This is a genomic window from Sulfurimonas hongkongensis, from assembly GCF_000445475.1.
In the GTDB taxonomy this organism is placed as follows: domain Bacteria; phylum Campylobacterota; class Campylobacteria; order Campylobacterales; family Sulfurimonadaceae; genus Sulfurimonas; species Sulfurimonas hongkongensis.
Genome location: NZ_AUPZ01000021.1, coordinates 1 through 14354, shown reverse-complemented (window position 1 = coordinate 14354; position 14354 = coordinate 1). Strand labels below are relative to the sequence as shown.

At 36.3% G+C, this 14354-nt stretch carries 10 protein-coding genes and 1 pseudogene; 3 read left to right on the top strand and 8 right to left on the bottom strand.

The window, feature by feature from the left end; genetic code table 11:
- Positions 1 to 7 precede the first annotated feature (7 nt).
- From M947_RS22805 to M947_RS22790, 5 genes are all read right to left on the bottom strand, one after another.
- Positions 8 to 1318, bottom strand: a complete 1311-nt coding sequence (locus M947_RS22805) for a TolC family protein (protein WP_021288492.1) — start codon at positions 1316 to 1318, stop codon at positions 8 to 10.
- Positions 1308 to 2606: an HlyD family type I secretion periplasmic adaptor subunit gene (locus M947_RS22800; protein WP_021288491.1), complete on the bottom strand. Its 1299-nt coding sequence runs from the start codon at positions 2604 to 2606 to the stop codon at positions 1308 to 1310. The genes M947_RS22805 and M947_RS22800 overlap by 11 nt, the downstream gene beginning before the upstream one ends.
- A complete protein-coding gene (locus M947_RS22795) occupies positions 2603 to 4408 on the bottom strand; it encodes a type I secretion system permease/ATPase (RefSeq protein WP_021288490.1) in 1806 nt (601 codons plus the stop codon). The genes M947_RS22800 and M947_RS22795 overlap by 4 nt, the downstream gene beginning before the upstream one ends.
- 39 nt (positions 4409 to 4447) lie before the next feature.
- Positions 4448 to 5833, bottom strand: coding sequence for a SapC family protein (locus M947_RS23305; RefSeq protein WP_021288489.1), 1386 nt, complete (start codon positions 5831 to 5833; stop codon positions 4448 to 4450).
- Positions 5834 to 5954: 121 nt separating this feature from the next.
- Complete coding sequence (locus M947_RS22790; RefSeq protein WP_021288488.1) at positions 5955 to 6464, bottom strand: hypothetical protein; 510 nt, start codon at positions 6462 to 6464, stop codon at positions 5955 to 5957.
- 469 nt (positions 6465 to 6933) lie between these two features.
- On the opposite strand from M947_RS22790, the gene M947_RS22785 reads away from it, so the two are divergent.
- The 3 genes from M947_RS22785 to M947_RS22775 are packed head-to-tail and all read left to right on the top strand — an operon-like array spanning position 6934 to position 12394.
- Positions 6934 to 8172, top strand: coding sequence for a TolC family protein (locus M947_RS22785; RefSeq protein WP_021288487.1), 1239 nt, complete (start codon positions 6934 to 6936; stop codon positions 8170 to 8172).
- The gene (locus M947_RS22780) at positions 8173 to 9273 is read left to right on the top strand and encodes an efflux RND transporter periplasmic adaptor subunit (protein ID WP_021288486.1); all 1101 of its coding nucleotides are present in this window, start codon (positions 8173 to 8175) and stop codon (positions 9271 to 9273) included.
- A gap of 1 nt (position 9274) precedes the next feature.
- Positions 9275 to 12394 carry an efflux RND transporter permease subunit gene (locus tag M947_RS22775; RefSeq protein WP_021288485.1) on the top strand — a complete coding sequence of 1040 codons (3120 nt, stop codon included), beginning with the start codon at positions 9275 to 9277 and terminating at the stop codon, positions 12392 to 12394.
- On the opposite strand, the gene amrS is transcribed toward M947_RS22775, so the two are convergent.
- From amrS to M947_RS23900, 3 genes and pseudogenes are all read right to left on the bottom strand, one after another.
- On the bottom strand, positions 12391 to 13416 hold the full coding sequence (amrS, locus tag M947_RS22770) for an AmmeMemoRadiSam system radical SAM enzyme (protein ID WP_021288484.1): 1026 nt from the start codon (positions 13414 to 13416) through the stop codon (positions 12391 to 12393). The two genes, M947_RS22775 and amrS, sit on opposite strands and share 4 nt — an antisense overlap.
- Before the next feature lie 39 nt (positions 13417 to 13455).
- Positions 13456 to 14085, bottom strand: coding sequence for a protein-L-isoaspartate O-methyltransferase (gene pcm, locus M947_RS22765; RefSeq protein ID WP_021288483.1), 630 nt, complete (start codon positions 14083 to 14085; stop codon positions 13456 to 13458).
- A 26-nt stretch (positions 14086 to 14111) separates the two neighbouring features.
- A pseudogene (locus M947_RS23900) lies at positions 14112 to 14231 on the bottom strand (DUF6868 family protein); the annotation flags it as partial.
- Positions 14232 to 14354 lie beyond the last annotated feature (123 nt).

Below are 14354 nucleotides of genomic sequence, written 5' to 3'. Positions count from 1 at the left end.
TTTAAACTCACTCTACTAATTTATCTAAAAGATTTAACTCTTTAAAGTTGTTTGTTACCATTAACAAGCCTATATATGAATCTACTAAATTGTAAAGATTTTCTACATATTTGTATTTTACCTCGTTTAGCTTGTTTTTTGCATCGTTTAAGTCTATGATGCTTTTTAGTCCATAGGCATAACCTTGATCTATAGCTTCAAGATAGAGTTCTGCTGATGCTAGTGCATCTTTGTACATCTCTACAGACTCAGATGATGCTTCAAATATCGCAAGATACTCATCGTAAAGAACCTGAACCTCTTTTTTAGCATTTTGCAGATCTTCGTTTGCAGCTTTTTTCATAAGTCTAGATGAGTCCACTTTTGATGAGACATGTCCACCACTATAGATAGGAATATTTAGACTAAGCATAGCGTACTTTACCGTGTTGTAAGGAGCATCTATGGTCGGTGTATCTGTGTCATACAAATTGTAGATGGCATCAAAAGTTAGCGTTGGTAAGTGTCCACTCTTTGCGTTTTCTATCTCTGCATCACTTACTTCAAGTGCAGCCTCTGCTTGTTTTACGCGTAAGCTTTTTTGCAGATTATCCTTACCGACAACTTGCTCTTTCATCTGCGTTATAGTTTCTATGAGAATCTTATCAGACTCTATCTTAGGAAGCTCATAAACGGTATCTCCTATGTAGTGTTTAAACTTAAGATCATGCACTTTTAAAAGCTTTCTCTCTTTGTCAAGTTCTATCACAGCAGAGTTATACTCAACACGCATCTCAAGCAGATCCATCTTGTTGGAGAGATCCATAGCAAACTTTTTACTCAGCTCCTTGAGTTTAGAACTGTTATACTCAAGATAGGATTCTAAAAGTTTTATCTTGTTGTGTGACTTTAAGATATCGAGATAGGTTTTAAAAAGCTCTTGTGCTAGAGCCTCTTTCTCATACTCAACTTTTACATCCGAGTATTTACTTCTTCGCTCTTGCATATCTATTCTTGAGAGAACTTCTGGATTGTATATAGATTGTCTTAGAGTAGCGGAGTAAGTTATAAGTCCTTGCCTTGTCATGTCTTTTGTAGGGTTAGCCTCATACTCTGTCTTTTTATACGAGGCTGATAGGTTGATTTGTGGGTAGAGCTGAGAATTTTCTTGGTTTATCTTCTCTTTTTCTGCCTCAGCAACATAGATGGATGAGCGTATATTGTTTGCATTTTCAAGAGCAAGTTCATACGCTCTTGAAAAGTTTAACACATCAGCACCAACACTGCTACATAAAACAATGCTAAGAAAAAATGAAAGGGCATTTTTATTACTCTTCATTGAATCCCCTCGCGATCATATCTGTAAACGGTTTTACTAAGTAACTAAGCACTGTTCTCTGAGAAGTCTTTATCATAACTTCTGCGGGCATACCCGATACCAACTCAAATCCATAATCTACAAGTTGCATCTCACCTTTTTTTGTTACCACAATCTTTGCTTCATAGTAAGGCATTCCACTCTTCTCATCCATAAAACTATCTGCTGAGACATGAACAACCTTTCCCTCTACAACGTGTGCTTTTTGTACATTAAAAGCTGAAAATCTTATATCTGCCATAAGTCCAACTTTGACTTTGTCAACATCTGATGTCTTCACCTGTGCTACAACTATAAGTTTTGAGTTTTGTGGGATAATTTGAAGAATATCCCTGCCCGGCGAGACTACGCCACCAATTGTATGCAGGTTCAATCCCACAACCGTACCATCAATAGGTGCTACTATATTTGTTCTAAGTAGTGTATCTTCAACAGAAAGTATTTTTGATTTGAGATCAAAAAGCATTGATTTTGCTTGCACAAGCTCGCCTAGTGTCTGCTTTGTAAACTCTTTTTCTCTTAGGAGCTGCTGATTTTTTGTCTCATTTATAGCCTCTTTTAGTTTTGCAATTTCTGATGCTGTTTGAGAGATATCTCCTTCTATAGTATTTTGCTCTCTATCTAACTCTCTGATTTTAAGTTTATCAACTAACTTTTGTCTATAAAGATCTTCCCACTCCAAAATCTCCTCTTTTATGGATTCTAGTCTAGACTTTTTAGCCCGCATTAAAGACTCTAAACCATCTATCTGGTTTTCAAGTTGTACAACTCTGTTTTGAGAGATGATCTTTTCATCTTCTATGCTCTTTTTGGTTGTGTAGAAGATATTGTCTTGCTCTTGTTTAATACTTTCGTTTTCTAATTCATCAGGATAGACTACGCTATCTTTAGAGTCTCTTTGTGCTACAAGTCTAGCATAGAGTGCCAAAGCATCATCATACTGCGCTTTATAGATATCTAACTGACTCTTTATATGAACATCTCTAAGTTTTAAAAGCATATCACCTTTTTTTACTTCATCACCATCTTTTACAAAAATGTTCTCTATTACACCACCTTCTAAATGCTGGAGGTTTTTTTTATCCAAATCTGCAGAAATTTTACCTACTGCTACTGAGGATTCTGCAAGTGGCGCAAAAGCTGCCCATCCGCCAAATCCTCCAAGGAGTAAAAAAACAACCATTAAACCAAAGCCAATAACGTTAGAGGCATTTGTGGAGGGCATCTTTATCTCTTGATCTACGCTCATACTTTTCCTCCATTTTCAGGCTTGCTGAGTGATATCTTAGGTGCACCCTGTGATGGCTGAGGCTTAGGCTGTGTTGCCGGAGCATTTTGTGCCTTAGCTTGTTGTGCATTTTTGGCTAATTGTGCCAGCACCTCATTTGTATTTCCATATAGCTCTAAGCTACCTTGCTTTATAACTGCTATCTTGTTTGTTACTTGAAGGATGCTTGGTCTATGCGTGATAATTACCACAGTTGAGCCTATCTGCTTTAAGTGGTTGATGGCATTTACAAGTCCTGCTTCTCCAACATCATCAAGATTTGAGTTAGGCTCATCTAAAACAACCAAAACAGGGTCATTATATATGGCTCTTGCAAGTCCTACTCTTTGTCTTTGCCCACCTGAGAGCGTTGCTCCGCCTGCACCTATTTTAGTATCGTACCCATCAGGAAGTCTTAGTATCATCTCATGAACACCTGCTCTTTGTGCAGCATCTACAATTTTTTGCGAATCAAGCTCACCAAATCTTGCTATATTTTGAGAGATAGTTCCTTCAAAAAGCTCAATATCCTGAGGCAGATATCCTATGAATTTTCCTAAATCATGTTTATCCCATTGATAGATGTCAGCTCTGTCTAGTCTTGCTTTACCAGATGCGAGTGGCCAAAGACCTAAGATAACTCTAGCAAGGGAGGATTTACCTGCGGCACTTGGCCCAATAATACCCACTATATCACCCTTTTGAATTAACATAGATATGCCTCTAAGCGAGGGTTGAGCAGCTCCCGGAGGAACAACAACCACACTCTCTAGTAAAACCTCTCCCTTTGGAGCAGGAAGCTGCATATACTCTTTATCTTTTGGAAACTCTTCTAGAAGCCCTTCTAGCTTTTCATAAGAAGCTCTTGCACTACTAAATCCTTTCCAGCTACCAATAATAAGATCTAGCGGAGCCAATGCTCTACCCATAATAATAGAACCCGCAATCATCATTCCCGGACTAACTTCCATATGAATAGCTAAATAAGCCCCTATTCCAAGGATGAGTGATTGAAAAAGCATCCTTAAGCTTTTTGAGATATTTGAGAAAACCCCCGCACTGTTACTTGCATCATTTTGTGCATTTAAAAAACCAAAATATCGTTTTTCCCAAATCTTTCGAATACTATCTTTCATGCCCATAGCATGAACTATCTCTGCATTTCTTAGATTTGCATCAACATATGCGTTTGAGGAGCGATTTAGCGTATTTGCTTCACCTAGCTTCTGCTTTGTAGAGTACTCATTTATAATCGTAAGAGCAACCAGAACAATCGCCGCAAATATAGCAAAATAGCCAAATATAGGGTGAAATATAAATAAGACCGCTATATAGATAACTATCCATGGTGCATCAAAAAATGCAAAAAGTCCATTTCCAGTCATAAACTGTCTTATCTGTGTAAGGTCACTTAGGGGCATAGATGAAGCTTTACCCGGATGTTTTTGTGCAAGCTCAAATACGGAGTCAAAAACTCTTTGACTAAGCTGACTATCAAGCTTGTTTCCAACTTTTACAAGTACGCGAGATCTCACGATTTCTAAAAGTGCCATAATTAGAAATAGGAAAACAACTATCAGTGTTAACATGATAAGAGTGTCTTCACTTCTACTTGCTAAAACTCTATCATAAAGTTGTAACATATAAAGAGGCGGAACCAGCATAAGAATGTTTATAAATAGACTAAAAAAACCAACCATCAAAAATGATTTTTTAGATTTTAATATAGCCTCTTTAAGTTCTGATACTTTTTTATTTTTTGCTCTTGATGGTCTATTTGCCATTGAAGTCCTTTGCTATGTGGTGTTATGAACTATTACTGCTTAGCTTTGTCTTTTTTGTGCTATTTCAAAAAGAGTTTGGATATTGTCTAGTGATTTTATATGTGCCTCTATCATCGCCATGATCCCTTTTCTTACCCAGTCTGCCAAGACATCATCACTTAGTTCATTTAGTTTTTCTCTGTTTACTACCTTAAACCCATTTACCAACACTTTTTTCTCTTCACCCTCACCCACAGATATCTCTCTATCTTCAAGGATTCCACTTTGAAAGATAAGCTTTGCAACATTTAGAGTAACACTACTTTGATTCTCATGTGATGTTAAAAAGTCAATTGCGTGTTCTAGAGTCTCTGATTTGTCACCGTTTTTTCTAAATAGTTGCTTGCCTTTTGATTTTGAAAAAAGAGAGGAGTCTTCATCTATAAGGATCACTTTTTGCTCAGGATTTTCTTTTGTGCTTGCTAAAGAAAATGGGTACTTTCTTAAGTATGATGGTACATAAGAAGTTATCCACTTGCCCTCTTCATTGATAGCCAAGCTATCACCACCTAAAGAGACAAGAGCTGTAAGTTCTGGGGCTTCACCTGCTGTAAATACAACTGGAAATGCGGCACCTACTTGTGCAACCTCATTTGCTAAGAGAGGGATGTGTGTTGCTGATTTTGCAAAGTTAAGGTCCTCTAGAGGATTAATTTTTAGCTCTTTGTGTTTCTCTTTGTCTAGCATTACTAAATTTTTATACATTTTTTTTCCTTTTTTAATTTGTTCTTTTTTAGGGCGACCTCTAGCTTTTAAAGTTAGAGAAAATCCTACAATTTTTTCAAGATTTTTTACAAAATCCTCACTGCCTGTTACGCTCTGTTTTTCCAAACACATCGTTATGAAATCTTCTTTATCATAATCAACTGCAGAGTTGAAAAACTCACTATATTTTTGTACTCTTTGCTCATCTGTAAATCCAAGTTTTTTATACAAACTATGGTAAGAGACTATCTCATCTTTTTTGCCATAAAGATTTTTATGAGCACTGCTAAATAGATGCTCTTTTGGTGCAAGCCTTTCTATGTGGAGCATCACATCAAAAAGATATTTCTCATCTTCAACCAATGAAGATTTATATCTACCTTGGAAGAGAGTTCCTGTGCGGTTATACTTTTTGTTAAAATAACCGACGTATTTTCTACCCAAACTTTGCATAAACTTTGACAAAGTATCTTCTTTTGAAGGAGTGGCTAAAAACTCAAAAAAATGTGGCATCAAAACATAAGCATGAATAGCCAAATCACTGTTTATACTGGACTCTTTTAAAATATCTACAAATGCTCTATAGTCTGACTCGTCTTTAAAAAGAGCAAGTTTGTCTAAACTCTTTAGCATCACATGTTGCGGGGAATCTTTAACAAAAATCCTAACTTTTCGTGCCAAACCAATTCCTTGAACTTACTTTCAAAGTGAATTGTATGCAAATAAAACTTAAGGGGTTATTAAATGACTCCGACACTATTTAACTAGTTTTAAATTAGTGCCATAGTCATACTCAGATCCTTTAAAAATTGTAAGATATTCCCCATTTTATAAAAGGTATCGCAGATTTCATCACTTGAAATACTTGCATAAGCATAAAGCCATCTAAATCAGCTTTGGCTGTAATGTTTTTAGAATTAAATGTTAAAGTAGTATGTTTTGAGTTTATATCAAAGAAGAACTTAACCTCTAGCAGAAGCTCTTCGTCTGTTCTTAGAAGTTCAAGATTTGCACTATCTGTTTTTAATAAAACTCTATCTTCTTGACTCTGCTGACTTTTTGTATGTTCTAGCTTTTCTTGGCTCTCTTGTTTTTTTATATTGTGTTGTATTAGAGTTTTTTTAAAATCAGCAGTGGAGTAATGTTTTGCTATAAACTCCTCAGCAGTAGAAATTAGATTTATGATAAAACTTCTTGTTATCATAAAATCAACTCTGTTTTGAATATCTTGATAATTTATCACAAATCTCAATCTATCTTCAAGCTCATCATATGTCGGTGTAAATGTGTTTGCTACAATTTCTCTTTTCATGAGGTGGATTGTACATAAAACAAGTTTGACTAGAGGTTAATGAGGTTAGTATAGCTATATAATAGGAATCCCATGAGATCCTGAATCAAGTTCAGGATGACGGTGAATCAAGTTCAGGATGACGGCGGATCAAGTTCAGGATGACGGTGAATCAAGTTCAGGATGACGGTGAATCAAGTTCAGGATGACGGTGAATCAAGTTCAGGATGACAATAAACCGAGTTCAGGATGGCACCCCGCCCGCCGTCATTCCGCACTTGATGCGGAATCTTCTTGAGGACGATGACTTATGGGTTGAGATTTTTGATTGCAAGTATTAACTTTTTTTAGCATAGATGCTACAATATAAAATTTCTCTTAGATAAACAGTTAAGGATTGGCTGTTTAAAAATAGGTTTACCTTTCTAGGAAGATAAAATTAAGAGTTTTTTTGATAACATCTCACAAAATTATTTATAAAGAAGATCTAATGAAATTGAAATTTTTTTTACCGATACTTTGCTTGCCTCTTTTTCTATACTCTTACACGCTAGATGAGCTACTAGAGCTATCTCATAATAACAAAGTTGTAAAGTCAGCCCAGCATACATTAACTTCCAAAGAACTACTCTATGAGAGCTCTAAAAGCTCATACCTTCCTACCATAGATATAGGGGCTAACTATCAGAATGCTTCCAAAGAGACTCCAGCTGTTGCAGAGAATACACTTAAATTTCAAGCATCTGTAAGATATACACTTTATGATGGCGATAAAAAAAATAGTTTGTATAGGCAGATTGAGTCATCTATAGACTCTAGTAAAAGTACAATTGAGGCGACTAAAAACTCCATCTCGCTTGAAGTTACTAGACTCTATTTTGAGTATTTTGGACTTGAGGCTGATAAAGAAGCAACTGAGCAAGAGATAGAGCAGTTAAAAGAAGAGCTTAAGAGAGTTGAGTTTTTTTATGAAGCTGGAACTATTACAAAAGACGAAGTTGCCAAAATTGACTCAAGACTAAAAAATGCTCTAGTTTTACTTCAAGCCATAGAGCTAGAGAACCAAAGAGTAATCCACACTCTGGAGTATTACATATCAAAGAGAGTCGAGCATCTAGATGGAGATAGCACAATAAAACTGCCGTTAGAGCAAGAAGAGACTTTAAGAGCAGATATAAAAGCTCTTGAGTATGAAGCAACTTCTATACTACACGAAGCAAATATCGAAAAAAGTGGAAATAGACCTTTTGTTTATCTAGATGATACTTTTACTCACAGCGACTACTACTTTGATAACGACTCACTAAAGAGTGGCTTTTTAGTAGAGAACCAAAATATCGCAATGCTAAATGTCTCTTGGAATATTTTTGATTTTGGAGCTAAGACTAAAGCTTATGAGTCTAAACTTCAAGAGTACTTGAGTAAAAAATCAATGGTAGAGTACGAAAAAGACAAAGCAAATGTTGAGTACCGATTGGCCAAAAAATCACTCTTGATTGCACAAGAAAAAGTGAAGTCAACACAAGCAGTTGCCGAGGCTGCATCTTTGGCGTATGAACTTATAAAGTTTAAGTATAAAAACAAAACTATTGATAATGTTGCCTACCTTGCAGCACTTAGCGAAAAGTATAGTGCACAAAGAGATAGTAAGAGAGCTATTTACGAACTTGAGATTAGAAAAGCAGAGTTAATTTATTTTAGTGGAAAAGATATTAAGGAGTTTTTGTAGATGAAAAATTTAGTAATTTTAACAGTGCTTTTGTCGCTGTTTTTAGTTGGTTGTAATGATGAGAAAAAAAGTGTGGCAGTTACTACTAAAGCGGCTAATATGCCACCTTTATCAGTAGAAGTCTATACTGTTAAATTTGAAAAAGCACCTGTATCAAACAGTTACTCTACCCTACTTAAAGCATTCAATGAAGTTGATATAGTTGCACGAGTTAGTGGACTACTTATGAGTAAAAATTTTAAAGAGGGTTCATATGTAAAAAAGGGTGATATCCTCTATGAGATACAAAAAGATGAGTATGCGGCAACTTTAAATGAAGCAAAAGCATCTCTTTTAAAAGCCAAGGCAAATTTTAATAAAGCCCAAAAAGACTGGGAGCGTAATGAGTATCTTTTTAAAAACAATGCGATTTCTGCTGTAACGCGTGATGAACTTTTTTACACATTTGAAGATGCAAAAGCGGAGGTGACAAAAGCAAAGGCAGTACTCCAAAATGCCCAAATCAAGTTTGATTATACAACTATAAAAGCACCCATCAGCGGTATAGCAGGAATGAGGTTCAATGATATTGGCTCTTATGTAGAGGTTGGCGAGGAGAGCGCAATGTTAGTTACAATTACCGCACAAGATCCTATATATGCTCATTTTTCACTACCTAGTAGTGATGTCTCAAAGTATATCTCTCAAATCAAAAATGGCTCAAAGGTCACCTTAAGCGTTGATGCAAAAATTTATACAGGAGAGATAGATTTTATATCGCCAAAAATGGATGCACAGACTGATACTCTTAAGTTTAGAGCAAAATTTCAAAACAGAGATAGAGAGTTAATAGTAGGTTCTTATGCAGAGATAGAGATAGATGGGCTCAGTTATGATCGTGTTGCAAAAATCCCTCAAAAAGCTCTTATCAAAACTCAAGATGCGACAGTTGTTTATGTTGTAAAAGATGGAGCAGTCTCAATGCGACCTATCAATGCTTTGCAAGTACAAGATGGCATTGCTTATGTTGAAAAAGGTGTCTTTGAGGGTGAAAACATAGTTATAAGTAATATCGCAAAACTAAGACCAAACTCAAAAGTTACCATTGTGAAAGGTAACTAAAATGTTTTCTAACTTTTTTATAAAAAGACCTGTTTTTGCTTCTGTTATATCAATACTTATCGTTTTAGCTGGTGTTATTGCTATGCGTACTCTTCCTATTGGAGAGTATCCTAGAGTTATCCCACCACAAATTGTAGTAAGTGCTACTTATCAGGGAGCTAGTGCAGAGACTATCTCAAAAACAGTTGCAGCTCCTCTTGAAGAGCAGATAAACGGCGCTAAAGATATGCTCTATATGAACTCAATCTCTGCGGATAACGGTACGCTTACTATTAGTATATTTTTTGAAGTTGGAACAAATCCTGATGATGCAAAGATAGATGTAAACAATCGTGTCCAAGCAGCTCTTTCAAGACTTCCTGAGCAGGTTCAAAGACAGGGTGTTAGAGTATACGAGAGATCGCCAGATATGCTTCAAGTTATAATACTACACTCACCAAAACAGACTAGAGATGTTAGCTTTTTATCTAACTATGCTCTTTTAAATATTGTAGATGATTTAAAAAGGGTTAAGGGAATTGGTGATGTAGTTATCTTTGGTGCAAAAGATTACTCAATGAGAATCTGGATAGATCCTTCAAAACTTAAAAAATACTCTCTAACTGTTAATGACTTAGTCGTCTCCATAAGAGAGCAAAATGAACAATATGCTGCAGGAAAACTCTCAGCAGACCCTATTTCAAATAAAGAGATGTTTACTTACACCATAGAGACACCTCAAAGACTTAAACAACCATCGCAGTTTTCTGAAATTATTATAAAAGCCAATGAAGATGGAAGTTCGCTAAAGCTTAAAGATGTAGCGACAATAGAGCTTGGAGCTCAAACCTATGATAGAGAGAACAAGCTCAACAACTCTCCTGCTGTGCCAATTGCGATATTTTTGCAAAGTGGGGCAAATGCGATAGAGACCGCATCAGAGGTTCGCAAAGTTATAGACTCTATAAGTAAAGATTTTGTTGAAGATATGGACTATAATATTCCTTATGATATTACCGACTTTGTCGAAATCTCTATAAATGAGGTTATTAAAACTTTTATAGAAGCTATTATCTTAGTCGCACTTATAATATTTTTGTTTTTACAAAATATTAGAGCTACACTAATACCTCTTTTAGCCGTCCCCGTATCTATAATCGGTGCTTTTGCTGGTATGTATGTACTTGGCTTTAGCATTAACTTGCTTACACTTTTTGGGCTTGTTTTGGCCATCGGAATAGTTGTTGATGATGCCATCATTGTTATAGAAAATGTTGAGAGGCATATAAAAGAGGGGCTCACCCCAAAAGATGCTTCCATAAAAGCTATGCAAGAGGTCTCCGGTGCCCTAATTGCCATCGTTTTAGTGCTCTCAGCTGTTTTTCTTCCTGTTGCTTTTTTAGGCGGACTTAGTGGAGAGATGTATAGACAGTTTGCTGTTACCATCGTTATCTCTTTAGCTATTTCAGGACTAGTTGCACTTACTCTAACACCTGCGCTGTGTGCTTTGGTTTTAAAACCAACACATAAAGAGCCAAAATATTTTTTCAAATGGTTTAACAACTTTTTTGAGAGTGCTACAAGAGGTTATTCAAATGCCCTAAAGCTAACTATCCGTTACGCATTTTTGAGTATGTTACTTTTTGGTGGACTTATATATATAACATTTGACATGTTTACGAGTCTAAAAACAGGGCTTGTTCCCATCGAAGATAAAGGGACAGTTTTTGTATTTAGCTACAATCCTCCCGCAGCTTCACTTAGCAGAACAGAAGCGCTAGCTGAGGAGATATACGATATAGCTTCTAAAGATGAACAAAATATAAAAAATATAGTTCAGTTTATGGGGATTGATTTTTCAACATTTTCCAATAGGACAAATGCATCAGCTACTATTTTAAAGCTTCAAGATTGGGATCAAAGAGAAGGTCCAACTCAAAGTGCAGCCTATATTGCATCAAACATAAGTAAAGAACTCTCTCAAACTAGTGATGGTTTCTCTTTTGGTATTGTTCCTCCTCCAATTAGAGGGATGGGAATATCTGGCGGGTTTGAGATGTATGTTCAAAATAAAACTGGTGCAGATCTACAAGAGCTACAAAAGTACGTTAATGAAATTATCCAAAAGGCAAATGCAAGACCTGAACTTATGGGAGTTAGAACTACACTAAATACCTCTATCCCTAAATACAAAATAGAGGTAGATACCGCAAAAGCAAAAGCAAAAGGTGTCAATATTGATGAGATTTACCAAACAATCAATGCAACTTTTGGAAGTTTTTATGTAAATGATTTTAATCTCTTAGGTAGAACCTATATGGTAAATATGCAGGCTAAAGAGTCTTTTAGAAAAAAACCTGAAGATTTAGAAAAAATCTTTGTAAGAAGTGAAAAAGGAGAGATGATAGCTCTTAGCTCTCTTGTTACACTAGAGCAAAGTTTTGGTGCTGATTTGGTAGAGAGATTTAACCTCTTTAACGCTGCAAAAGTCTCAGGACAAGCAACTCTAGGACATAGCTCTGGAGATGCACTAAGGGTTATAGAAGAGGTCTCAAACGAAGTTCTTCCAGATGGCTATAGTATTAGTTGGATAGGGACTGCGTACCAAGAAAAACAGATATCAAGCGCTGGAAATCTAGCATTTATCTTTGGAATCTTATTTTTATACCTAATCTTAGCGGCACAGTATGAGAGATGGCTTATGCCAATAGCGGTTATACTCTCTGTTCCATTTGCTATTTTTGGAGCTGTTGTTGCAAACCACCTAAGAGGACTTGAAAATGATATCTACTTCCAAATAGGGGTACTCGTCCTTGCAGGCTTAAGTGCTAAAAATGCAATCTTAATTGTTGAGTTTGCGATGCAAAAAAGAAAGCAAGGGATGAAGCTCGTTGAAGCTGTTTTAGAAGCGGCAAAGATTCGTCTGCGTCCTATCATTATGACCTCTTTGGCCTTTACTATAGGGGTTATTCCTTTAGCAATAAGCAGTGGTGCAGGAGCAGCGAGTCGTCACTCCATAGGAACAGGAGTCATCGGTGGAATGCTTGCAGCAACATTCCTAGCAATACTCTTTATCCCTCTTTTTTATATCTTAGTCTCAAAGATAAGAGACAGGGTGCAAGAAAAAGACATCAAAGACTAATGCCACACTCCCTCTAGGGAGTAACCGCAATATGGGCACTTGCCATTCTCGTCAAGTTCATTTGTTACAAATTGTCCAATATTACCACTTCTATCAATAACTCTATGTTTACAACTTGGACAATATGTAGATTCATAATCCCCATTATCAACATTGCCGATGTAGAGATACTTTAGCCCCTCTTCTTGACCTATTTTATAGGCACGAAGCAGAGTTGACTCTGGAGTGCGAGGGATATCTAGCATCTTATAGGTTGGATGAAACGCCGAGAGATGCCACGGTATAGATGTGTCAAGAGATGCTATAAACTTTGCTATATCTCTTATCTCTTCATCAGAATCATTTTTGCCCGGGATTAAAAGTGTCGTTATCTCTATCCAAATCCCTTTTTCATGAGCATACTTTACCGCTTCAAGCACAGGCTTTAGCCTTGCGCCACAAATCTCTTGGTAAAACTCCTCCCTAAAAGCTTTTATGTCTATGTTCATTCCATCTATGTATGGTTCAAGCAAATCTATCGCCTTTTTCGTCTCATAACCACTAGTGACATAGATATTTTTTATACCCTTTTCATGTGCAAGCTTTGCTGTATCATAGGTATATTCAAAGAAGACTATCGGCTCGTTATAGGTGTAGGCGATTGATTCGCAACCATTCTCAAGTGCGGCTTCAACGATTTTTTGAGGTGGAAACTCACGACCTACTATCCTATTGGCATGCTCTTTTGGGTATTGTGATATATCGAAATTTTGACAAAATTGACAGGAGAGATTACAGCCTACCGTTCCCACTGAAAAAACTCTACTCTTTGGCAAAAAGTGAAACATCGGCTTTTTCTCTACTGGGTCAATATTTACCGCAGCAGCTAGTCCATAAACAAGAAGTTTAAGCTCGCCATCAATGACTCGCCTTACTCCACAGATACCATACTCACCCTCATCAAGCTTACATACATGCGCACATGCCTGACACAAAATTTTTCCACTATCAAGTCTTTTACTAAGCCATGCTGTTTGTGACATATTTTGCTCCTTAATTTTATAAAATGAGACTCAAGCTTATCAATAAATCAGTGGAACGAAGGTAAAGCCGTAGTGCTCGTTAGCATCAAAGCTTTCATCCTCTTTTTTAATGATCTCAAAAATCGAATTTCGAACTGGGATAACTAATCTTCCACCAACTTTTAACTGTTTTATTAGCTCAAAAGGAAGTTCATCCGCAGCCGCAGAGACTAAGATACGCTCAAATTTCTCTCTAGGGATACCAAGTTCATCCCCAGCTTCTACTATTTTAGCATTTTTAAATTTATATTTTTTTAGGTTTGTGCTTCCAAACTCTACAAGTTCTTTAACTCTCTCAACTCCCACTACAGAACCGCTACCACCCACAATATAAGCTAAAAGTGCGGTGGTCCATCCGGATCCACTTCCTATATCTAAAATATTATCTGCTTCATTTGGTGAGAGCATCTCAAGCATCATAGCTACAGTTCTAGGTTGAGAGATTGTCTGCCCGTTACCTATACTAAGAGGATAATCCTCATAAATATTTTTAGAATTTCTATCGACTACAAAATCAGCTCTGTTTATATTTCTAAAAGCTTCTATAATCCTGCTTGAACGAAGCGCACCGACATTTACAAGATAGTCAACCATCTTGTTATTTGCTTCTTTAAAGTCTCTATCAACCATGCTCTCTCCTTAAAAGTTATAACATTTTATGTAACTACCCGTAAAACAATATACGGAACAAGATTAAATAAGAAAACTGATAGCTTCCAAAATGCCATTGCTCCGTAGTGAATAGAGTTAAATGTTTCATATGATATTTTAAACCATCTGCTATGTAGGTGTCAAACGCAGAGGTAAAATACACCAGTAACGCAGATTAAAAATGTACCACTTTATTTAAAGAAGATACTATTTATTTCAAATAAATATTTGGAGTAAAAGTATGATAG